Annotated in this window: 19 protein-coding genes and 3 tRNA genes; 9 read left to right on the top strand and 13 right to left on the bottom strand. The window is 56.0% G+C overall.

Annotated features, from left to right (window positions below; all coding sequences use genetic code 11):
• The 3 genes from tuf to ASD54_RS00015 all read right to left on the bottom strand — a co-directional run.
• Positions 1-1,138: elongation factor Tu (gene tuf / locus ASD54_RS00005; protein ID WP_062553185.1), on the bottom strand; the 1,138-nt coding region annotated here is incomplete at its 3' end.
• Positions 1,139-1,401: 263 nt separating this feature from the next.
• Positions 1,402-1,475: transfer RNA gene (locus ASD54_RS00010), tRNA-Gly, on the bottom strand.
• A gap of 25 nt (positions 1,476-1,500) precedes the next feature.
• Positions 1,501-1,585 (bottom strand) — tRNA-Tyr (locus ASD54_RS00015).
• Positions 1,586-1,779: 194 nt separating this feature from the next.
• Here ASD54_RS00015 and ASD54_RS00020 point away from each other — a divergent pair.
• Positions 1,780-2,658, top strand: a complete 879-nt coding sequence (locus ASD54_RS00020; protein WP_062553186.1) for an RNA methyltransferase — start codon at positions 1,780-1,782, stop codon at positions 2,656-2,658.
• 12 nt (positions 2,659-2,670) lie between these two features.
• On the opposite strand, the gene ASD54_RS00025 is transcribed toward ASD54_RS00020, so the two are convergent.
• The 6 genes from ASD54_RS00025 to ASD54_RS00050 all read right to left on the bottom strand — a co-directional run bounded on the left by ASD54_RS00025 (position 2,671) and on the right by ASD54_RS00050 (position 7,977).
• Positions 2,671-3,171 carry a response regulator gene (locus ASD54_RS00025; protein WP_156378990.1) on the bottom strand — a complete coding sequence of 167 codons (501 nt, stop codon included), beginning with the start codon at positions 3,169-3,171 and terminating at the stop codon, positions 2,671-2,673.
• Between the two features lie 110 nt (positions 3,172-3,281).
• Entirely contained in the window at positions 3,282-4,340 is a 1,059-nt protein-coding gene (locus ASD54_RS00030; RefSeq protein ID WP_062553188.1) for an HD domain-containing phosphohydrolase, read from the bottom strand.
• Positions 4,341-4,350: 10 nt separating this feature from the next.
• Positions 4,351-6,576 carry an ATP-binding protein gene (locus ASD54_RS00035; protein WP_156378991.1) on the bottom strand — a complete coding sequence of 742 codons (2,226 nt, stop codon included), beginning with the start codon at positions 6,574-6,576 and terminating at the stop codon, positions 4,351-4,353.
• On the bottom strand, positions 6,573-7,067 hold the full coding sequence (locus ASD54_RS00040) for a molybdopterin-dependent oxidoreductase (protein ID WP_062552576.1): 495 nt from the start codon (positions 7,065-7,067) through the stop codon (positions 6,573-6,575). Before ASD54_RS00040 ends, ASD54_RS00035 begins: the two co-directional genes overlap by 4 nt.
• Before the next feature lie 46 nt (positions 7,068-7,113).
• The gene (locus ASD54_RS00045) at positions 7,114-7,575 is read right to left on the bottom strand and encodes a chemotaxis protein CheW (protein ID WP_062552577.1); all 462 of its coding nucleotides are present in this window, start codon (positions 7,573-7,575) and stop codon (positions 7,114-7,116) included.
• Positions 7,576-7,901: 326 nt separating this feature from the next.
• Positions 7,902-7,977 (bottom strand) — tRNA-Thr (locus ASD54_RS00050).
• Between the two features lie 164 nt (positions 7,978-8,141).
• On the opposite strand from ASD54_RS00050, the gene ASD54_RS00055 reads away from it, so the two are divergent.
• Positions 8,142-8,915 carry an NAD kinase gene (locus ASD54_RS00055; RefSeq protein ID WP_062552578.1) on the top strand — a complete coding sequence of 258 codons (774 nt, stop codon included), beginning with the start codon at positions 8,142-8,144 and terminating at the stop codon, positions 8,913-8,915.
• A gap of 78 nt (positions 8,916-8,993) precedes the next feature.
• Here ASD54_RS00055 and prfB read toward each other — a convergent pair.
• The 3 genes from prfB to ASD54_RS00070 form a co-directional block, all read right to left on the bottom strand.
• Positions 8,994-10,125, bottom strand: a protein-coding gene (gene prfB, locus ASD54_RS00060; protein ID WP_156378992.1) for a peptide chain release factor 2 whose coding sequence is annotated in 2 segments (ribosomal slippage) — positions 8,994-10,055 and positions 10,057-10,125 — 1,131 coding nt in all. Because the reading frame shifts where the segments join, the coding sequence is not laid out codon by codon here.
• A gap of 117 nt (positions 10,126-10,242) precedes the next feature.
• A complete protein-coding gene (locus ASD54_RS00065) occupies positions 10,243-12,696 on the bottom strand; it encodes a penicillin-binding protein 1A (RefSeq protein WP_062552580.1) in 2,454 nt (817 codons plus the stop codon).
• 271 nt (positions 12,697-12,967) lie between these two features.
• Positions 12,968-14,209: an N-acetylmuramoyl-L-alanine amidase gene (locus ASD54_RS00070; protein WP_082546996.1), complete on the bottom strand. Its 1,242-nt coding sequence runs from the start codon at positions 14,207-14,209 to the stop codon at positions 12,968-12,970.
• Between the two features lie 252 nt (positions 14,210-14,461).
• On the opposite strand from ASD54_RS00070, the gene ASD54_RS26360 reads away from it, so the two are divergent.
• The 7 genes from ASD54_RS26360 to aat all read left to right on the top strand — a co-directional run bounded on the left by ASD54_RS26360 (position 14,462) and on the right by aat (position 21,914).
• Positions 14,462-14,797, top strand: a complete 336-nt coding sequence (locus ASD54_RS26360) for a hypothetical protein (RefSeq protein WP_156378993.1) — start codon at positions 14,462-14,464, stop codon at positions 14,795-14,797.
• Positions 14,798-14,846: 49 nt separating this feature from the next.
• Positions 14,847-17,777 (top strand): ribonuclease E/G, encoded by a 2,931-nt coding sequence (locus ASD54_RS00075; protein ID WP_062552581.1) that lies wholly within the window; start codon positions 14,847-14,849, stop codon positions 17,775-17,777.
• 297 nt (positions 17,778-18,074) lie between these two features.
• Positions 18,075-18,839 carry a DsbA family protein gene (locus tag ASD54_RS00080; protein ID WP_062552582.1) on the top strand — a complete coding sequence of 255 codons (765 nt, stop codon included), beginning with the start codon at positions 18,075-18,077 and terminating at the stop codon, positions 18,837-18,839.
• Positions 18,840-18,995: 156 nt separating this feature from the next.
• On the top strand, positions 18,996-19,433 hold the full coding sequence (gene aroQ / locus ASD54_RS00085) for a type II 3-dehydroquinate dehydratase (protein WP_062552583.1): 438 nt from the start codon (positions 18,996-18,998) through the stop codon (positions 19,431-19,433).
• Between the two features lie 25 nt (positions 19,434-19,458).
• Positions 19,459-19,935 carry an acetyl-CoA carboxylase biotin carboxyl carrier protein gene (gene accB, locus ASD54_RS00090; RefSeq protein ID WP_062552584.1) on the top strand — a complete coding sequence of 159 codons (477 nt, stop codon included), beginning with the start codon at positions 19,459-19,461 and terminating at the stop codon, positions 19,933-19,935.
• A gap of 9 nt (positions 19,936-19,944) precedes the next feature.
• Complete coding sequence (gene accC, locus ASD54_RS00095) at positions 19,945-21,294, top strand: acetyl-CoA carboxylase biotin carboxylase subunit (RefSeq protein ID WP_062552585.1); 1,350 nt, start codon at positions 19,945-19,947, stop codon at positions 21,292-21,294.
• 2 nt (positions 21,295-21,296) lie between these two features.
• The gene (gene aat, locus ASD54_RS00100) at positions 21,297-21,914 is read left to right on the top strand and encodes a leucyl/phenylalanyl-tRNA--protein transferase (protein WP_062552586.1); all 618 of its coding nucleotides are present in this window, start codon (positions 21,297-21,299) and stop codon (positions 21,912-21,914) included.
• 74 nt (positions 21,915-21,988) lie between these two features.
• On the opposite strand, the gene ASD54_RS00105 is transcribed toward aat, so the two are convergent.
• Positions 21,989-22,390 carry a DUF2155 domain-containing protein gene (locus tag ASD54_RS00105; protein ID WP_244484641.1) on the bottom strand — a complete coding sequence of 134 codons (402 nt, stop codon included), beginning with the start codon at positions 22,388-22,390 and terminating at the stop codon, positions 21,989-21,991.
• Positions 22,391-22,438 lie beyond the last annotated feature (48 nt).

Raw genomic sequence — 22,438 nt, forward strand, 5'->3', positions numbered from 1 at the left:
TACGGCCACCTTCGCGGATCGCGAAGCGCAGCTTTTCTTCCATCGCGATCGGAACGATCAGCTCAACGTCAACGGTTACGTTGTCGCCAGGCATAACCATTTCCGTGCCTTCCGGAAGCGTGACGATGCCCGTCACGTCCGTCGTGCGGAAGTAGAACTGCGGACGGTAGTTCGTGAAGAACGGCGTATGACGGCCGCCTTCTTCCTTCGTCAGGATGTAGGCTTCTGCCTTGAACTTCTTGTGCGGCTTGACAGAGCCAGGCTTGCACAGGATCTGACCGCGCTCAACGCCGTCACGGTTCACGCCACGCAGAAGAGCACCGATGTTGTCGCCGGCCTGACCCTGGTCGAGCAGCTTGCGGAACATTTCAACGCCCGTGCAGGTCGTCTTCGTCGTTGCACGAATGCCAACGATTTCGATTTCTTCACCGACCTTCACGATACCACGCTCAACGCGGCCYGTCACAACCGTACCACGGCCAGAGATCGAGAACACGTCTTCGATCGGCATCAGGAACGGCTGGTCGATCGGACGCTCTGGCGTCGGGATGTAGGCGTCAACCTGAGCCATCAGCTCGCGGATCGCGTCTTCACCGATCGTCTTGTTCGARTCTTCCAGAGCAGCAAGAGCAGAGCCCTTGACGATCGGAATGTCATCGCCMGGGAAGTCGTAGGACGACAGAAGTTCRCGAACTTCAAGCTCTACGAGTTCCAGAAGTTCAGCGTCGTCAACCTGGTCGACCTTGTTCAGGAACACAACGATCGCAGGAACGCCAACCTGGCGAGCCAGAAGGATGTGCTCGCGCGTCTGCGGCATCGGGCCGTCAGCGGCGGAGCAAACCAGGATCGCGCCGTCCATCTGCGCTGCACCCGTGATCATGTTCTTGACGTAGTCGGCGTGGCCGGGGCAGTCAACGTGSGCRTAGTGACGGTTCGCCGTCTCATACTCAACGTGAGCCGTCGAAATCGTGATACCACGCGCCTTCTCTTCCGGAGCAGCGTCGATCTGGTCGTACGCCTTGAACTCGCCGAAGTACTTCGTGATCGCTGCCGTCAGAGACGTCTTGCCATGGTCAACGTGGCCAATCGTGCCGATGTTCACATGCGGCTTGGTACGCTCAAACTTGCTCTTTGCCATTNTGATCGCTGCCGTCAGAGACGTCTTGCCATGGTCAACGTGGCCAATCGTGCCGATGTTCACATGCGGCTTGGTACGCTCAAACTTGCTCTTTGCCATTGATGCTTCCTGTGATCAAAAAGAATGGTTCATCCGCGCGTGCGGATTTGGTGACGCCGTTTAAGGCTTTCCAGTTCAATGCGCAAGATAATTATTGCAAAGGTCCCGGAGGTATCCACGCGCAACAGCCAGACGCTATCAACTGAATGTTTCTTGGTAGAATTTGGAGCGGGTAGCGGGAATCGAACCCGCGTATTCAGCTTGGAAGGCTGCTGCTCTACCATTGAGCTATACCCGCGGGCTTGTTCGGTCGAAGATCAGAATGGTGGAGGGAGTTGGATTTGAACCAACGTAGGCTGAGCCAACGGATTTACAGTCCGTCCCCTTTAACCACTCGGGCATCCCTCCAGTATTCTGTCTGGACCGAAGACCAAGCTTGTGAACCGCGTCGTTTGCTGCAGTCACGGCGGCGTATATGACTGCCAGTTCGCCTGCTGTCAACACGACATCAAATGAAAATTTCGAGAAATTTCAAAACTTCTCTTCGACCTGTGGATGACGGCGGACTTTCGCCTTGGATGCACAGTCGTTATAAGGCGGGCATGACCAAGAACGACAACAAAGACAAATCCGCCCGGGACAGCCACTACGCCACTCTGCGTCGGCAAGTTCGCGATTCCAAGAGAGAGCGTGGCGAAATTCCGACGCCAGCGCCCGTCAAGCGCCGCAAGGCAGGCGCAGATTGGTCTCCGCCGCAGCTCGAGGCGGAACAGGTCTACCTTTATGGGCTTCATACCGTTCGCGCAGCCATTGAAAATCCGGCGCGCAAACTGGTGCGCCTCTTTGTGACGCAAAATGCATTCATCCGGCTCGATATCGGCCCAGCGGAAGCGCTGTCGTTTTCGGTGGAATTCGTCGTTCCGTCGGACATCGAGCGCATCCTAGGGCCTGAAGCGATCCATCAGGGCGTCATGCTTGAGACCAGAGCGCTTCCCATTCGACGGCTCGAAGCGCTGAAAGACAGCCCTCTCCTTCTGGTTCTCGATCAGGTAACTGATCCGCATAATGTGGGGGCGATCATGCGTTCAGCCGTCGCATTCGATGCGGGTGCGGTGATCACGACCCAGCGTCACAGCCCGACCGAATCGGGCGTGCTTGCAAAGTCTGCGTCAGGGGCCCTGGAGCTTATTCCCTACATCCAAGTCACCAATCTGGCGGATGCACTTGGTGAGCTTCATAAACTCGGCTTCCAGTCGATAGGACTCGACTCGGAGGGACCAGCTCCAATCGAGGGGACCTTCACGGGAGACAAGATTGCCCTTGTGCTTGGTTCTGAAGGAAAAGGATTGCGCCAGAAAACCCGTGAAACGGTGACCTCGCTGGCCCGACTTGACATGCCTGGCGCCATCAAGTCGCTCAATGTTTCGAACGCCGCCGCTATCGCACTTTATGCAACAGGACAGTTCCTCAAGCGAAGGTAGCCCTCAGCAATATCAGTTTTCGAAACGCTTGAAGCGTTCTGGCGCCAGCGCGTCTCCCCCTGACCGGAGATCCGCTGCAAACTGGATGGCACCTACCAGCTCCAGATCGAAGATCGGCTTGGAAATGACACCGAGTGTTCCTGGCACGCCCTCCCCCAGCAGATCCGGGTTGGCGGTCATGAAGAGGACGGTCGCGCCAGATTGCGCCAATGCAGCACCAATGGTCGGGCCGGTTATTCCGTCCTGCAACTGCACATCGACGAGCGCGATTTCACAATCCTGAGCGTATTTCATCGCGTCCTGTGAATTCGCTGCTATTCCCACCACATCGTGGCCGAGCGCCATTACCGCATCTTCGATATGAAGTGCGATCAGCAACTGATCTTCGACAATCAAAATTTTATAAGTCATTGAATTCGGCCCGCCATCCGATCCGTGAGAACTCACAAGCACGGGAAAGGTTCCCATAATTTTCGCACGAATCTGGGGGTCAAGGCCGATGAACGCGATCAAGGTGTTTCTGCAAAATCATTTGGCGCGCAGCCATTTCCAGGATCAGCCACGCGCCTTGCAACCCAAACACCGACTTCAAATTCTAATTCCTGGCTAAGATAACCAGATGTTCAGGCGGCAGCTCCCGGTTCTTCGGTTTGCTCGTGCGGCGCGTTCATGATTCTTCTGATATCCGGCAATGCATCAATGAAAGCCTGAACACATTGAGGATCAAACTGACTGCCAGCTCTATCCTGAATATGCCGGATCGTCTTATCTATGGTCCATGCCTCTTTATATGGTCGAGCCGTCGTAAGCGCATCAAAGCTATCGGCAATTGCAACGATTCGGCCTGCCAAAGGGATCTCGGCTCCGGAAAGCCGATGCGGATACCCCTGCCCATCCCAACGTTCGTGATGGGCCCCGGCGATCTCAGCGGCCAGTTGAAGCAAGCTCGAGCGAGAATGTCCCAATATCTTCGAACCGATCGATGTATGACACTGCATCTGCGCGCGCTCGATGTCGGTATAGATGCCTCGTTTCAGAAGTACGGCATCCGGAATACCCACCTTGCCGATGTCATGCATCGGAGCAGCCATGCGAATGTCGGCGCAGATTTCCTCTGGCAGGCCATAGGCCTTGGCGATTGCTTCCGAATACGCGCCCACCCGCAGGGTATGCATTGCCGTCTCCGGATCTTTATAGCTAGCAGCCAAGGTCAGTCGATAAATTATTTCCTGCTCACGCTCGCGCAGTTCGTTGACGACTTTTTCAACTTCGGTGCGCAGCCATTCCGCCCGATCTGCCAATTGATTTCGAGCTGTGGTCAGAGCCGCGAGATTACGGATGCGCGCCTGAAACTCGAGGGGGTTGATCGGCTTCGTCAGAAAATCAATCGCGCCAGCATTCAACGCCGTCATTCGGGTGGCGGTATCGCCATCGGCTGTCACTACTACGAACGGCTTATCGCGATATTTATCGAAGCGGCGAATCTCGACGAGGAGATCAACGCCATTATAGACAGGCATCTGAAAATCGATCACTCCGATATCGAAGTCCAGGTCCGGCATTGCATGCAGCGCTTCTTCGGGACTGGAGAAGCCAATTGCCTTGCATCCATCCACGGTCGCAACAAGTTTCTTTAGCAGAACCAGATTGGTCTTGTTGTCGTCGACCACCAGAATGTTCATGTCTTTCTCCTCAGGCGGCCAGCGCAGTCTGCGCGGCACGAATTTGTTGCGAAAGCTCATCAATGTCGGACAGTGTGAGTTCCCTCTTGCGAAGAGTTTGCGCCTGCATGGCAATCTCCTCCAGACCGATATTGGCTGCAGCTCCCTTTAGATTATGCAGAAGCGTGTCAAAATTTTCCTTACGTCCGTCCTGCATTGAGACATTCAGTGAATTCAGAAGATCGACTGCATCATCAAAAAATGCTGCCATGAGCTCCTCAAAAGCATCTGCGCCCAGGATATCCTCAATTTCCTTCCTTCGGTCGGCCACAGCCGCGATACCGCTTCTCGGTTCCTGCGAATGGTTGTCTGAAATCGTATCGACAACAGGGCGTTCCGGCTCGGTAGAGGACATGGGAATTACATCTTGCAACAGGGCATGCAGGGCAGCGAGACTAATTGGCTTTGCCTGGAAGCCAGTCATGCCAGCGTCCCTGCACAGGCGTCGATCTTCTTCCGAAGCATTTGCTGTCAGCGCTATAATGGGCACATTCCTGTTCCGGCTCTCGGGCTCACGAAGACGACGCGTTGCTTCAATCCCGTCCATGATCGGCATCTGCATATCCATCAGAACAAGATCGAAATCCTGCCTGGATGCCAATTCCAGTGCGACCTGACCATTTTCAGCGACAGCCGCTGCCTGTCCCAGATGACCAAGGTAGCCGAGGATAACCTGCTGGTTGATCTTGTTGTCTTCAGCCAGAAGGATCCTCAGGGGCGCAATCCTGGCGAATACGTTGGGCGTTTCGACATCCTGTTCCGTTGCCGGAGCCTCTGTTGCCTGCACCGGGACCTCGAACCAGAAGGTGCTGCCGAAACCAGGTGCGCTATCCACACCGATCCGACCACCGAAGCGGTCAATGATCTCCTTGCAGATGGTCAGCCCCAGCCCGGTGCCGCCGTAGCGACGGCTGATGCTGGCATCGACCTGAGAGAAGGGTCGAAACAGCTTTTTACGCCCTTCTTCGCCTATACCGATGCCAGTATCCTGAACTTCAACGCGCAACCAAACCCCACTCTGGCGAACCTGCTGCCGCATCCGCAAGGTTACGGTACCTTCGCTGGTGAATTTCACGGCATTGCTCATCAGGTTCAACATCACCTGACGCAGGCGTGTGGGATCCGCAAGGACGTGCCGCGCATGCCAACGATGGGGAAGGTCTACAGAAATGCGCGTTCCCGCTTCCGTCGCGCGTCCGCGCATCATTTCCGCCGAATTTTCCGCCAGCGTGACGAGATCGACCGGACGCTCCTCTAGCTCAAGCTTGCCGTGCTCGATTTTAGCGTAGTCCAGGATCTCGTTGATGATATCGAGCAGAGCCTCCCCGGAACGGCGAATTGTTCTGACACGGCTCAGCGCATCCTCGGGGAGCTTGTTCAGTTCCAGCAGTTCCACCATGCCCAATATGGCATTGAGAGGTGTACGAATCTCATGGCCCATGGTCGCCATGAACTGTGATTTGGCGCGGTTGCCCGCCTCAGCTGCCTGATATGACACTGTCAATTCGTGCGCCATAGCCTCAAGGCTCGCACCTGCCGCCTGCACACCGCGCAACTGACGTCTGAGCCCGACGATGAGGAGCAGAACAGAAATCGACAAAAGACCGACGATCAGGAAGGCCTTCTGCTGCAGCGCCTCCACTTCTAACCGGTTCTGGGCGCGCTCTTCGCTCGTGAGCGTATTCGTGTAAACGAGCAGAGCACCCGTCGCTTCCGACAATGCACTCGCCTGCGCCAGGAGCTCGACGGCATTCACGGACGCGGGGTCAACCTGCGTCAACTTGCTAAAGACCGGGTCCAGATGCATGATCATGCCCTGAACCTGTTCCAGCCTCGCCTTGACCTCGTTGTCTGCTGAAAAGCCTTGCTCGAACTTCGACTTCCGCAACACGTCCATGCGCGAGTAGACGATATCGAAACGCAGGGCGAGCCGTTCGCGCGTCGCGGCGGCTTCCAACCCTTCGAAAGGCACTTCCTTCAGGGAATGGAACAGTTCGTCCGCTTCACGGTCCAGTTGGTAGACAGACCACATCGCGTTTTCACGGACAGCGTCTTTAAGATTACCCTGCCGGTTCGAGATATCGATGTAGATGGAAACGAGGATCCCCAGCAGGATCACTGCGAAGATCTGAAGCGCCGCCGTCGTCCGGCTGGCGCGGCGAATGACCTCGCCACCGAACGGCATTGCTGGTGTCACGGCTTTACCTCAATCTCCTTGATCTGCCAGACAGACCGGGAAAAATACTTTTCGTTGTAAAGTGCTGGATCCTTATCGAACGGATAGATCAGGAAAAGAGGCCCCTTTTCTCGGATCGACATCACCTTGCCATTCTGTCGCGTCGCCAGAATCGTATCCAGCTTCTCGGCATCTTCAACGGGCACCTCCGCGAAATAGTCGTTCAAGGCCTTCACCTGAAGTTTGCTGCCAGTCGCTCCCGCAGCATTCAGGATCGCTCGAAGAAGCGGACCCGAGAAACTTGTTTCTCCTTCCGTCCACGGTGTCTTCATTTTGCCTGTACGGCCGTCCAGTTTTTCCAGCATCTCAAGGTCGAACTGCGCTGTTGCGCCGACATTGGCATGAGTGAGCGTACCCTTTACCGTCAAGATCACGGGCCCTTTCGGCGCGTCCAACGCCAGGGCCGAGGAGGCAAACAGCAGGGAAGAAGCGATCAGAGTGAGAAATCGCATTTTTGAAGGCCCGTTTTGTTTTCTCGGAGTGTGAAGAGGCAGCAACTCAGGCTGCCTGAGGGATCTGGTCGTTCTCGAACAGACGTTCGATATTGAGGTAGCAGATCATTCCGGAGTCGTGGGTGATGATCCCGTCGCAGTAGCGGCTGTCGAAACTGGTCAGGACGGTGGGAACCGGCTGCAACTGGTCAGCTGACACAGTCAGCATGTCTGTCACGTGATCGACGACCAGGCCTACAATCGTTGGACCAGCCTCAGCCACGACGATAGCGCTGCGTTCCGTGCGTTCCGCTGGCGTCATGCCAAGTCGGCGCGCCAGATCAATGGTGGGAATCACGTTGCCGCGCAAATTGATGACACCGAGCACAAATTCGGGCGCGTTCGGGATAGGCATCGATGGCCCCCAACCGCGGATCTCACGCACGCCAGTAGTGCGGATGCAAAAGTTTTGTTCGCCCAAACGGAAGGCGATGATTTCCAGAGCGTCGTTCTTGGTTGCGGCCGTCATGGGTCGATCCTCATCTGGCAGTTTCGGGCAATGGTTCCGAACCGACGAGGGATGCCGTTCACGCAAGAACAATGGCCTGCATGCCTGACAGCTGAAAATCGTGAGGATGTCCGCGCTGAAGATGACTTAACTGCGTCTCAGCATCGATTCGGTCGGGTCCGCATTCATTTCGGTGGTGATGCGACCGCATCGCCCGACGCTTTCAACCTAGTCGAAAGAGTCTAATCGACGCTGAAATAATTGCTTCAATTTGATTGAATTCTCGCTTTTTCACGCAGAGGCAGCTTGTGAGCTACCATAGTGAACGGCGACTATGAGAAGAAAAATGGTGCCCCCGGCAGGGTTCGAACCCGCGACCCCCTGATTACAAATCAGGTGCTCTACCAACTGAGCTACAAGGGCACTTGCGGGTGTCCAACTAGCATATCTGGCCGCTGTGTAAACCCCCAAATCCAATTTTCGAGACGAAGAAGAGATAAAAGAGAGGGAGAACCATCAACCCTCAGCATGGCCTTGTACCTGGAGACCGATATCGGCTACCAAAGTGCCAGGAACGAGGAGAGCCAATGTCTTCTAGCAGCTACAAAATTTGCTTTCTGGCTTCTCCAGCACCAGAGGCGCAGGCGGCCTTTGCCGAGTTGACATCGCTCTACGGGAATCATGACGTGTCCGACGCCGATGTCGTCGTTGCCCTGGGAGGCGACGGGTTCATGCTTCAGACCCTTCACCAGACCATCAATAGCGGCAAACGAATCTATGGCATGAATTGTGGTTCCGTTGGCTTCCTGATGAACGATTACCGTGTCGATGGCCTCAACGCGCGAATCAACGCTTCCGTTGAAAACGACCTTCATCCTTTGCAGATGAAAACCATCAATGCAGATGGATCCAAATCCGTCGCACTCGCCATCAATGAGGTCTACATCTTCCGGCAATCTTACCAGGCGACAAAGGTGCGCGTAACGATCGACGGGCATACACGCCTCGAGGAGCTGATTTGTGACGGGCTGATGATCGCGACGCCAGCAGGTTCCACTGCCTATAATCTGTCTGCTCACGGACCCATTCTCCCACTGGAAGCCCCTTTGCTGGCCATGACACCGGTGAGTGCGTTTCGCCCTCGTCGCTGGCGCGGCGCGCTTTTGCCAAACAAGGTTTGCGTTGAGCTCGATATTCTGGAAGCAGACAAACGACCCGTGAACGCTGTCGCAGATAATACCGAGGTCAAGAGCGTCCTGAAAGTTATCATTTCGCAATCCAGCGATCGGACCGCGAGGATCCTGTCCGATCCCGATCATTCCTGGTCCGAGCGGATCCTGGCCGAGCAGTTCTCAGACTGAATATTCCCGCAGGATACAAAAAAGGCTGCGCAACTTGCACGCAGCCCCATTTTAATCACGGATCAACGATCCAGCATCTCAATCGATGTCGGCCACGTCTGCTCCGGCACCACCGTTGATCCGGTGCGCAAGGGCCGCCTCCATGAACTCGTTCAGTTCACCATCCAGAACATCGCCCGGTGCCGTGCTTTCCACGCCGGTCCGAAGATCCTTCACCAACTGATAAGGCTGAAGAACATACGAGCGGATCTGATGACCCCATCCGATATCGGTCTTCGATGCGGCTTCGGCGTTTGCCGCCTCTTCCCGCTTCTTCAATTCGACCTCATACAGACGTGCGCGCAACATATCCCACGCCTTGGCGCGGTTCTTGTGCTGCGAACGTTCCTGCTGGCAAGCAACCACGATACCGCTTGGAATATGCGTAATTCGTACGGCCGAATCCGTCGTATTGACGTGCTGTCCGCCTGCACCGGATGAGCGATAGGTATCGATACGGCAATCGCTTTCGTTCACTTCGATCTGGATCGAGTCGTCAACCACAGGATAAACCCAGATCGACGAGAATGACGTGTGACGACGTGCGTTGCTGTCATAAGGAGAAATGCGGACAAGCCGGTGAACGCCGGACTCGGTTTTGAGCCAGCCATAGGCATTATGGCCCTTGACCAGGATCGTGGCAGATTTGATGCCCGCCTCTTCACCGTCATGGACTTCCAGCAGTTCCACCTTGAAGCCCGAGCGCTCCGCCCAACGGGTATACATGCGCAGGAGCATGTTTGCCCAATCCTGCGATTCGGTACCACCAGCGCCGGAGTGAACTTCAACATAGGTGTCGTTGCCGTCCGCCTCGCCCGAGAGCATGGCTTCGACCTGCCGGCGGGTTGCTTCAGCCCGAAGAACCTTCAACGCATCTTCCGCGTCGCGAACGACGGTTTCGTCGCCTTCTTCCTCGCCAAGCTCGATAAACTCGATATTGTCCCGCAGTTGCTGCTCCAGAGACTTTACGCCGCTGATGCTGTCGTCCAACTGCTGGCGTTCGCGCATGAGCTTCTGCGCTTCGCTGGCGTCGTTCCAGAGTGTTGGATCTTCTGCCTTGTTGTTCAACCAGTCCAGTCGTCTTACCGCCTGATCCCAGTCAAAGATGCCTCCTCAGCAGGCTTATGGCCTGCTTGATTTCGTCGATAACATTCAAAGTCTCGTTGCGCATTCTCTGCCTTCTCGTCCTTTCGGGATTTGACGGTTGAATAGTTCCACCGACGAGATCTGTAAAGCATCACAATGAGCTTGCCATCAGGTCGGCGCGGGACCCGGCCGTTGTGCTGGATCAGAACAGGCCACCGGAACCGGAGGTTACAGCCTGCTGTGCCTGCGGCGATGTCTTGAGGATTTCCTCAGGAGGCAACTGCGCATTGGCGCCAATGATCGTCAGCGTATCTGCAGGCCCTGTTCCCGGCTTGAAAGCTTCGACGATCGTATCCGGCTCACCCTCAAGCGCAAACATGCCGGTCTTTCTGTTGACAGCAATGAACTGCATTCCAGCAGGAACCTGGAATTTCGTCGCCGGGGTTACCTTGGCAGCCTGAGCGAGGAATTCACCGAAAATCGGTGCCGAGAGGCTGCCGCCAGTGCCGCCACGACCGAGCGGCGTCGGTGTATCGAAGCCGATGTAGAGGCCAGCAACAAGGTTCGGCGTAAAGCCGACAAACCAGGCATCCTTTTCGTCGTTCGTCGTACCGGTCTTGCCCGCAACCGGACGATCCTTCACCGGGATCTTACCGGCGGCGGTGCCACGCTGGACAACACCTTCCATCATCGATGTGATCTGATAAGCCGTCATCGGGTCGAGAACCTGCTCGCGGTTATCGATCAGCGTTGGCTCAGGCTGGTTTGCCCAACTATTGAAATTACATCCTTCGCAGGTCCGCTCCTCATGGCGGAAAATCGTTTTGCCATAGCGATCCTGAATACGGTCAACCAGGGTGGGCTTGATCTGCTTGCCACCATTCGCGATGACCGAATAGGCCGAGACCATACGCAGAACGGTGGTTTCACCGGAACCAAGCGACATGGACAGAAGCGGCGCCATCTTGTCGTAGATGCCGAAACGCTGCGCATATTCCGCAACCAGATCCATGCCCATGTCCTGCGCGAGGCGCACAGTCATCTGGTTACGCGATTTCTCGATGCCGACCCGCAGCGTCGACGGGCCACCCGATTCGCCACCGTAGTTATCCGGGCTCCAGACCTGCCCACCAGATGTGACTTCGATTGGGGCGTCCAGAATGACAGAGGATGGAGTGTAACCATTGTCCAGCGCGGCAGCATAGACAAAGGGCTTGAATGACGAACCGGGCTGACGCATCGCCTGTGTCGCGCGATTGAACTCCGACTGACCGTAGGAGAAGCCGCCCACCATGGCCAGGACGCGGCCCGTATGCGGATCCATCACCACCATACCGCCCTGGACCTTCGGGGGTTGCCTCAACGCGAAGATACCAGGCTTGTTCTCGATCGGCTCGACGTAGACGACATCGCCCGCCTCGACCACACCGACCGGAGACTTGGCCGTCTTCTTGACGCCCTTTGCATCGCGGAAGGCCCATTTCATCTGATCGGCAGGGATGGTTCCCTTTTTGCGTTCCTCGACAACTTTACCGGCGACCAGATCAGGTTGAAGGCCGATATCGACCTGCTTGTCGGATACTGCAGTAACGACGGCCAGCTTCCACTCCGGAACATCGCGGAGAGCCGGAACCTTGGCAAGTTCCGGGCCCCAGTCACCGGACACGCCAATCTTTGCAATCGCACCGCGATAACCCCGGCGCTCGTCGTAATCGACCAATCCCTTCTGCAAGGAAGCCCTGGCCATGATCTGCAACTGCGGATCAAGCGACGTACGAACGGACAAGCCGCCTTCATAAAGAGCCTTGTCGCCGTATTTTTCTATGATCTGGCGGCGTACTTCTTCCGAGAAGTATTCTGACGCAGCGAGCGTCGCGCCACCACGGTTCATGTTCACTCCGAGCGGCTGCTTCTTGGCCTGCTCGGCGTCACTGGCGGTGATGTAGCCGTCTTCCGCCATGCGGCTGATCACGTAGTTGCGGCGGGTGATGGCAGCTTCTTCATGACGGAATGGATTATAGTTGGCAGGTCCCTTGGGAAGCCCTCCAAGGTAGGCCGCCTCCGCAATCGTCAACTCCGTCACGGATTTATTGAAATAGGTCAGCGCCGCGCCTGCGATGCCATAGGAATTGAAGCCGAAGAAGATCTCATTGAGATAGAGTTCGAGAATCTTGTCCTTCGAGTAGGTCTGCTCGATGCGGAAGGAGAGGATCGCTTCCTTGACCTTTCGATCGATCGTTTGGTCCGCTGAGAGCAGAAAGTTTTTGGCAACCTGCTGGGTGATCGTCGATGCGCCTTCAGGCCGCCGACCGGATCCGATGTTCTGGATATTGTTGACGACCGCACGTGCGAGACCCCAGGGGTCAACGCCGGGATGCTTGTAGAAATTCTGGTCTTCCGCAGCGATGAATGCCGCCTTGACGCGGTCCGGAATGGCCTGAATCGGCAGAAAGAGGCGCTTCTCTCGCGCATACTCTGCCATCAGCGCTCCATTACCTGCGTGGACGCGCGTTGCGACCGGTGGCTCGTAGGAGGCTAATACCTCGTAATTCGGAAGATCCTTGGATACGCCCATCAGGTAGACGGCGGCGACGGCAGCAAACGCAAAGAACGCGATGCACGCCAGGCCGAAAAAATATCCAAGTAATCTGATCATTCGCTAGCTACCGCTTCGGTCGTTCGGCACAGTCCCGGCCGACTCTCATGTTTCCACGCGTTTCGCACATGGCCTGCACCGACTGCAAGCGTCAGCAGTCAAAAACCATGTTTGGTCACCCATTCCAAGCGTCACTGTGTAACGCCGGGAATGTGAGTAAAATAGGGCTCTTGCGAAGACTTGCCCGTCTTCACCCCGATCCTTTGACCGAAATGCCAACCCAGTGAGAGCCTGTTGCAGTCAGGCCACAATGTAATCTGCTCCGACGCAATCAGCCGCCGCCCGCAACAGTCTCGCCCCGGTATTTCAGGACTGCATCAACAAGAAGGCTGGTCAGCTTGTCCCGCCACTCTTCACTCAACAGCAGCTTTTCATCTCCTTCGTTGGACAAAAAGCCGAGCTCGAGCAGGATCGATGGAATGTCTGGCGCTCGCAGTACCTGAAAACCTGCGAAGCGGTGAGGATTATTGATGAGACCGATCTGGCCCTCGAAGGATTTCACCACCCTGTTTGCCAGGGAGATGGAAAATGCCTGGGTTTCCCGGCGGGTCAAATCCAGCAAGATATCGGCGATTTCGGGCTGCGGTACCTCAATCGAGTACCCGGCAAGCTGATCCGAAAGGTTTTCACGCGCGGCGAGCGCCGCAGCCATCTTGTCCGACGCCGTATCGGACAGCGTGTAAACGGTCGAGCCGCGAATGTTCTTTTGTCCCAGCGTATCGGCGTGAAGGGAGATGAAGAGATCCGCCTTGCCCTGCCGCGCCAGAACAACCCGCTCTGAAAGTGACAGAAAACTATCATTGCTACGGGTCAGAAACGCTCGGATGCCGGTCTGTTTGTTCAGCTTCTCCACGAGGATCTTGGCAAAAGCGAGCGTTATGTCCTTCTCTGGCGTCTTCGTAACTGCACCGGAGGCTCCTGCATCGATGCCACCATGCCCGGCGTCGATGGCAATTGTAAAGACGCCATCCTTCGACATTGCACCATCGGGCAAACCTTCAATATCGGCAGACTGTTTGAGCTCAGAACTCTTCCAGCTCTGGGTCCTGACCAGTTCTGCGAATTTCTCCTTTGTCGTGATCTCGGCATCAAGAACCAGCCTGAAACCTCGATCCTCGTTCTTTTGAACCTCGGCGGAAACCAGTTTCACCGGACGCTGTGCGGTCAGGACGATGCGCGCGCTGCCCTCGCCCATGGTTCCGTAACGGATGTCCTTGAACAGCCCGCGCGCGGCCAAGTCTTCAGCAGGAAAACCGAATGCCGTCGCAGGCAAGTCAATCACGATGCGTTCGGGCGAGGCAACATAATGAACGGAGAATTCCGGCTTGTCGTCGAAATCGACGACGACACGAGATCGCGCATCATCGCCAACAATACGCGCCGAGAATGCCAGCAGTGGTTCATCGGGTTTTTCGGTCGCTCGAACTGAAACGGGGCAAAGCAGACACAGCGCGATGAGCAAACCCGAGACAAGACCGAAGACGCTCCCAGCACCGACAGCCGGTCGGCACATAGATATTGTGGAGTTTCTCCAAACCGGTCTCAACGCGCTTTCCCTCCCCGCACCTGATTCTCAATGTACAACACGCAATCACCGCTGTTCAATTTCCCTGGCAAAGGCGCCCAATGCCAAAGCGATACGGCGCCACTGCGCTTTAGTCCGTCAATTTGATCCATAATAAGGCAGGATCGGCTTTGCCCTTGCTATTGTGACGGATAAAACATACAAGGCTTGTGAGGGTTTAAGTGTCGACGGGATAGTCTGTTGCAGGCAGCCAGCTGTCATGTTCTGGCGCCGTGGAGCAAAGACATCCGCCGTCTCTACACTTGGCCTGAAACACCATCAACTCCGGCATGGCCGGACGAATACCGGATGGCTCGCCATCCTGCTCATCGGGAGCAAATTCATCGGGTTCCGCAAGGGACCTTGTATAACGTCATTCTCGACTGGTCTTTAATGTTGCGGCACGATTTGCATACTCCAGGCAGGCTGAAAAGAACGAAGGTTCTGATGCTTGTCGTGGCGATGCCGCTCGAAAGCGTATCAGCGGGAAATCTTTATCCGGCGCAAAACTCGCGATGCAGGGAGGTGCTGACATGAGGACAGGCCTCTTCAAGCACGCGCGGCTGCGCCGAGGAGCACATGTTCAATGGCAGACAAAATGCTTATCGACGCCTCCCATGCGGAGGAAACACGCGTCGTAGTCGTCCGGGGAAACCGGATTGAAGAGTTCGATTTCGAGTCGCAGCACAAGAAGCAGATACGCGGCAACATTTACCTGGCGAAGGTGACCCGCGTTGAGCCTTCCCTTCAGGCCGCATTCGTTGACTATGGCGGCAACCGTCATGGTTTTCTCGCTTTCGCGGAAATCCATCCAGACTATTATCAAATCCCGCTTGCTGACCGTCAGGCACTGCTTCAGGCGGAAATGGAAGATAATCCCCGCCATCACGATCACGACGTCGAGCCCGTTATTGATCTCGCGAAGGCAGATCAACCTGATGTGGGAATTGTCAAACAGGTAGAAGCCGCTCTTCGCGCTGATGACAGCTCAAGCGAGCCTGTCAACGCGACGGAGGCTCCTGCCAATGCCGACAATTCCGCTGAAGAGGTAGCTGCTGAGGCAGTTGCGGAAGAAAAGCCAAAAGCCAAGCCGCGCCGTAGCCGGGCCCGCAAGAAGCCGGTTGAGGCTGCCGTAGATGAGGCGGCCGTCGCGTCAGACACGACGGACGGAAACGACGACAGCACGCCGGACGAGATGGCGGCGATGGTCGATACTGATTCCGTGTCTGAAGATGTCGTCGATCGCCGTTCCAACGACGACGATGATGACGATGACGACGACCATGAAAAAGAAGTCATCGAGTCCGTTGGTGCAGAAGACGCCATGGAAGAGGTGCCGGATCGCGTATTCCGCAAGCCGCGCAAGCAATACCGAATCCAGGAAGTCATCAAACGCCGCCAGATCCTGCTGGTTCAGGTTGCGAAGGAAGAGCGTGGCAACAAGGGCGCCGCTCTGACGACCTATCTTTCGCTTGCCGGTCGTTATTCGGTATTGATGCCGAACACTGCACGTGGTGGCGGCATTTCGCGCAAGATCACCAATCCGACGGACCGCAAGCGCCTCAAGGAAATTGCGCGCGAGTTGGACGTGCCGCTGGGCATGGGCGTGATTCTTCGTACGGCTGGAGCAAACCGCACCCGCGTCGAGATCAAGCGTGACTTCGAATACCTGATGCGTCTGTGGGAGAATGTCAGGACGCTGACGCTGAACTCGATCGCTCCCTGTCTGGTTTACGAAGAAGGATCGCTGATCAAGCGCTCCATTCGCGATCTCTACAATAAGGACATATCCGAGGTCATCGTTGCCGGTGAGGAAGGCTATCGCGAAGCGAAAGACTTCATGAAGATGCTGATGCCGAGCCATGCCAAAGTGGTTCAGCCCTATCGGGATCTGCATCCGATTTTCTCGCGCTCTGGCATCGAGGCACAGCTCGACCGGATGCTGCAGCCGCAGGTTACGTTGAAGTCGGGCGGCTACCTCATCATCAACCAGACGGAAGCGCTGGTCGCTATCGACGTCAACTCCGGGCGTTCGACTCGCGAGCATTCGATCGAAGAGACCGCACTTCAGACCAATCTGGAGGCAGCAGAGGAAGTTGCTCGCCAGTTGAGGCTCCGGGACCTTGCGGGTCTGATCGTCATCGACTTTATCGACATGGAAGAGAAGCGGAACAACCGCTCTGTCGAGAAGAAGCTGAAGGATTGCCTGAAGAACGATCGCGCACGCATTCAGGTAGGCCGCATCTCGCATTTCGGTCTGCTCGAAATGTCGCGCCAGCGTATTCGCGCCAGTGTGCTCGAGTCGACCACTCAGGTCTGCTCGCACTGCGGCGGAACAGGTCACGTTCGGTCGCAGTCTTCGATTGCCCTGCATGTTCTGCGCGGTGTCGAAGAATACCTGCTCAAGAATACCACGCACGATATCACGGTGCGTACGACGCCTGAGATTGCGCTTTATCTGCTCAACCACAAACGCGGTAATGTCGTTGATTATGAAAACCGCTTCGGCGTCTCTATCTTCATTGAAGCGGATGGCGCGGTCGGCGCAAGCCACTTCGCAATCGACCGAGGTGAGCCTGTTGCCAACCCGGTGAAAATCGAAAGCCTCGTTCAGTTTGCGGCCCTCCCCGTTGAGGAAGACGAAGACGATGTCATCATCGAAGCTGATGACGAGGACGAAGATGAGGCGCCGGCTGCTGCGGCAAACTCCGCACAGGCTGTACGTTCGGAAGATGAGCAGGGCAATCGCAAGCGCAAGCGTCGCCGCCGCCGTCGCAATCGCAATGGCGAGCGTAACGATCCTTCGCAGCAAGCTTCGGGTGATGCATCCGGCGCCGACGAAGACGGCGATGATGATGAAGACGATGATTCTGCGGAAGGCCAGACGGATCAGGCCCAGTCGGAAACCGAAGAAGGCAATAAGCGCAAGCGTCGTCGTCGTGGCAAGCGCGGCGGTCGCCGCAATCGTCAGGGCGAAGAGGACGGCGTGCAGGCAAACTCCGGCGAAGACGATACTGAAGCCAGTACTCCTGCCGATGAGAGCACAGACGACAATGATCTGAGCCCTGTATCCGGCTTCTCCGACGGCGGTTCGACGCAGGAACTCCAGGTCGATGCTGAAGAGGCTGTAGCAGCAGACTCAAACGAAGCCGGGAAAACGGAAGAAACTCCGGTCAAGCCGCGTCGCACGCGTCGTTCCAAGGCCTCCAGCAAATCGGAGACCGAAGCCGTTGCCGATACTGTCGCCGTGACGGAACAGCCTGCAGCGAACTCGGCCGAGGCTGAAGTGGCAGAACCAGAAGCCGTAAAGCCGGAACCAGCAGTCGAAACCGCTGTAGACGCGGCTTCGTCATCGGAAGAAAGTGCGGCCGAAAAAGCAATTCGGGCAAACCGTGCGTCCAACATCGCTTCATCGGAACCGGTGGTGACATCCAGCGCTCCATCCGACAGTGAGCCAGATGGCGAGCCCACGAAACCGAAGCGTGCTGGCTGGTGGCAGAAGCGCGGCTTCCTTTGATCTCGGATTAAGGTTTGTAAAGCGGTCGCACATGTTGCGGCCGTTTTGTTTTTCGGGGGTAAAATAGTGAAATATGTGCGCGCAGTGCTGCGGCGCATTTTTGGTCAAAGGTGATTGATCTCAACCTGTTGCGATGGCAATCATGAATTGATCAGTGTCTGCCAAAATTGTGATCGTTTGATCCGGTAGACCCCGAGACCACCGAAGCGCTACAGGATCGTAAATGATTCACCCAGACGTCAATCGATAGGGTTGAGTCGCGATCAGTTTTTGCGATGCGCGATATAGAGGATAGCCATGAAATCTTTTCTGAAGTTGCTTACCGCCGGGCTTCTGGCCTCCGCTACCGTTGTCGCGACTGGAACTGCTGCAAACGCTCTGGATGACCAGCAGAAAAAGGAATTCGGGGCTTTTATCCGGGAATATCTGATCGCCAACCCAGAGATCATGCTCGAAGTGCAGGATGCGCTGGAAAAGAAGCAACAGGATACCCGCACCTCTCAAGCCTCGGAAGGCATCGCGGCAAACAGCAAGGCAATCTTTTCAACAGCCAGCGACATCACCCTGGGCAATCCGAACGGTGATGTGACGATCGTTGAGTTTTTCGATTACAACTGCACCTACTGCAAGCGCGCTTTGACCGACATGGAAACAATTCTCTCATCGGACAAGAAGGTGCGTTTCATCCTGAAGGAATTCCCGATTCTCGGTCCTGATTCCATGGCCGCCCACCGCGTTGCCAGCGCCTTCAAGGCCATAGCTCCAGAGAAGTATCCGCAGTTCCACAAGCAGCTTCTCGGCGGGCAGCAGCGGGCAACGGAACAGACCGCGATCGCTGTCGCAGCAGCTCTGGGTGTCAGCGAATCCGCAATCCGGAAGTCGATGAAGGACAATCCAAACGACCAACAGATCCGCGCGACCTATGAACTCGCAAATAATCTCGGCGTTACCGGCACACCATTCTATGTCGTCGGAAACGAGGCTGTGTTTGGTGCTGTCGGACATGAAGAACTGTCCAGCAAGATCAGCAACATCCGCTCCTGCGGCAAAGCCACCTGCTGATCGATTGCTTGCAGCCGCTTCACCGGTCGCTTAACGCGCAGTGAGATCAGTATATTCAGTCATTAGGCCCCGGTTATTCACGGCTTTCGTGGCCGGGGGCTTTCCCTTGCCAGCCTGCCGGTCTATAGGTTTCGCTGGTTTTATGGTGGGAATTCCATGAGCAAGACAATCTTTGTCCTCAACGGGCCGAACCTGAATATGCTGGGCAAGCGAGAACCTGGCATTTATGGCGGCAAGACTCTCAAAGATATCGAGAGCGAGTGCGTCACCGCCGGTCGAGAGCTTGGCTTCGAGATCGAGTGCTTTCAGAGCAATCATGAGGGCGTCCTCGTCGACCGGCTTCACGAAGCCGACGATCGGGCAGTGGGCGTTGTCATCAATCCTGGCGCTTACGGCCACACGTCAATCGCGCTTCACGATGCCATCCGGGCCATATCGGTCCCCGTGATCGAAGTGCATATTTCGAACATCCATGCTCGCGAGGAATTCCGACATAAATCGATGATCGCACCAGCGGCCAAAGGCATGATCTGCGGCCTCGGTCCGGGCGGTTATCTTCTGGCATTGCGCGCGCTGCGCGACATCACCAATTAAGAACAACAGAGCACATAGGTTGACCATGTCTGAGAAGAAGAACGGTTTCGACAAGGGGTTGATCCGCGATCTGGCGAACATCCTCAACGATACCGATTTGACAGAGATCGAAATCGAGCAGGACGATCTGCGCATTCGCGTATCTCGCACCATTCAGGCGCCCCAGTACATCCAGGCTGCTGCACCGGCCCCGCAACTTTACGCAGCGCCTGCCGCGGCACCTGCTGCGCCCGTAACCGGCGCTGCCGTTGAACCTGCGAAAGATCGTTCAAAGGCTGTCACTGCACCAATGGTCGGCACGGTTTATCTTTCACCTGCCCCTGGTGCACGATCCTTCATTGAAGTTGGTGCAACAGTCAAGGAAGGCCAGACGCTTCTCATCATCGAAGCCATGAAGACCATGAACCAGATCCCTGCACCGCGTTCGGGCAAGGTGACGGAAATCATCGTCAATGACGCGCAGCCTGTCGAATACGGCGAGCCGCTCGTTGTGATCGAATAAGGCGGTCTCATGATTTCGAAGATCCTCATTGCCAACCGTGGCGAGATTGCCCTTCGTGTCCTGCGGGCATGCAAGGAACTCGGCATTTCGACCGTCGCTGTTCATTCCACGGCTGACGCTGACGCAATGCATGTGCGTCTGGCAGACGAAAGCGTATGTATCGGCCCACCGCCATCACGTGACAGCTATCTCAACATCCACCAGATCGTTGCGGCTTGCGAGATCACCGGTGCGGATGCAGTGCATCCCGGTTACGGCTTCCTGTCGGAAAATGCCAAGTTCGCGGATATACTGGAAGCGCATGGCATTACCTTCATTGGACCCACTGCTGAGCATATTCGCCTGATGGGTGACAAGATCACGGCCAAGAAGACGGCTGTCGAGCTTGGCATTCCAGTCGTTCCAGGCTCTGACGGCGAAGTGACGCCCGACAACGCTCTGGAAATCGCACGGCAGATCGGTTTCCCGGTCCTGATCAAGGCTACTGCTGGCGGCGGCGGTCGTGGCATGAAGGTCGCCAAAACCGAAGCCGATCTTGAGGAAGCCTTCAATACGGCCCGTTCGGAAGCGGCTGCCGCATTCGGCAATGATGCGGTCTATATGGAGAAGTATCTCGGCAAGCCTCGCCATATCGAGATTCAGGTCGTGGGTGACGGGGCCGGCAATGCTATCCACCTCGGAGAACGCGATTGCTCGCTGCAGCGCCGTCACCAGAAGGTTTGGGAAGAGGCAAATTCCCCTGCCCTGAATGTTGATCAACGCATGAAGATCGGTCAGATCTGCGCTGATGCCATGAAGAAGATGAAGTACCGCGGTGCCGGTACGATTGAGTTCCTGTACGAGAATGGCGAATTCTACTTCATCGAGATGAATACGCGACTTCAGGTCGAGCATCCGATCACGGAAGCCATCACCGGCATCGATCTCGTTCATGAGCAGATCCGCGTTGCCTCTGGCGCCGGGCTTTCCGTAACCCAGGACGAGATCAGTTTTTCCGGTCACGCGATCGAGTGCCGCATCAACGCCGAAGACCCGCGTACGTTCGTTCCGTCTCCGGGAACGATCACACACTTCCACGCGCCGGGTGGCTTGGGTGTTCGTGTCGATTCGGGCGCCTATGCTGGTTACAAGATCCCTCCCTACTATGACAGCCTGATCGGCAAGCTCATCGTCCACGGTCGGACTCGCGTCGAATGCATGATGCGTCTGCGCCGCGTGCTCGACGAATTCGTCGTTGACGGTATCAAGACGACATTGCCGCTTTTCCAGGATCTCGTTTCCAACCAGGATATCGCCAACGGTGACTACGATATCCACTGGCTGGAAAAGTATCTGGCTGGCGACAAGCCAAGCGCGTAGTCATGGCAGGTCGGCGCGGCAGATATTATCCAGCCATCACGCCGGAAATTCTGCTGCGTGCCTATTCCATCGGTCTTTTTCCGATGGCCGAATCAGCGGACGACCCGGAAGTCTTCTGGGTCGAGCCGGAACTGCGGGGCATCATTCCACTGGATGCCTTCCATGTATCGAAGAGCCTTCACAAGGCCGTTCGGCAGCAGGCTTTCTCAATTCGCCGTAACACGGCATTCGAAGCCGTGATGGCTGGCTGCGCCGAATCAGCACCTGACAGGGCGACGACCTGGATCAACTCCACAATCCGCTCACTCTATAAACAGCTTCATGCCATGGGGCATGCGCACAGTGTTGAGGCCTGGGACGGCGATCAACTGGTCGGCGGGTTATATGGGGTGTCCCTGGGTGCTGCATTCTTTGGAGAAAGCATGTTCTCACGGCGCACGAATGCGTCGAAGATCTGCCTTGTTCATCTCGTCAATCATCTGCGTGCCAACGATTTTCAACTGCTGGACACGCAATTCACGACTGATCATTTGAAAACGTTTGGCGCGATCGACATCCCGAAACAGGATTATCTCGAACTGCTGAAAGCAGCTGTCGAACTGCCTGACCGCCCCTTCTGATCAGTGACGGAAGATAGCCCCAGGCATTGGCGCCTCGAAACCCAATACAGGTTGCGGCCAAATTTGATGCGTATTTATGGCTTGGCAGCCGCAGGTGGCTTTGTCGGGCTTGCGGGCGGCGGAACATCTGACTTCTGCTTACAGCCTGTCAGCCAGACGTCGTAGATAGGATGTTCAACAGCATTAAGACCAGGGCTGTCGGCAAACATCCATCCTGTAAAGATCCGCCTTATCTTGCGATCAAGCGTGATTTCATCGACCTCAATAAAGCCGTCTACCTTTTGTGCTTCCGTATCATCGCGTGAGAAACAGGCTTTGGGCGTTACCTGCAAGGCACCGTACTGGACAGTCTCGTTCACATAGACATCAAAGCGGGTAATACGACCAGTAATTTTGTCGATACCCGAGAATTCGGCAACCGGATTTTCGATACGGGCCGCGGAAGCAGGTGCAACCATCACCAGACAGAGCGTCATTCCCAGAAGCAGCGAACGAACGAATCTATGGGACATGGGAGCGAAACC

This window comes from Rhizobium sp. Root149, assembly GCF_001427345.1.
Taxonomy (GTDB): domain Bacteria; phylum Pseudomonadota; class Alphaproteobacteria; order Rhizobiales; family Rhizobiaceae; genus Neorhizobium; species Neorhizobium rhizoryzae.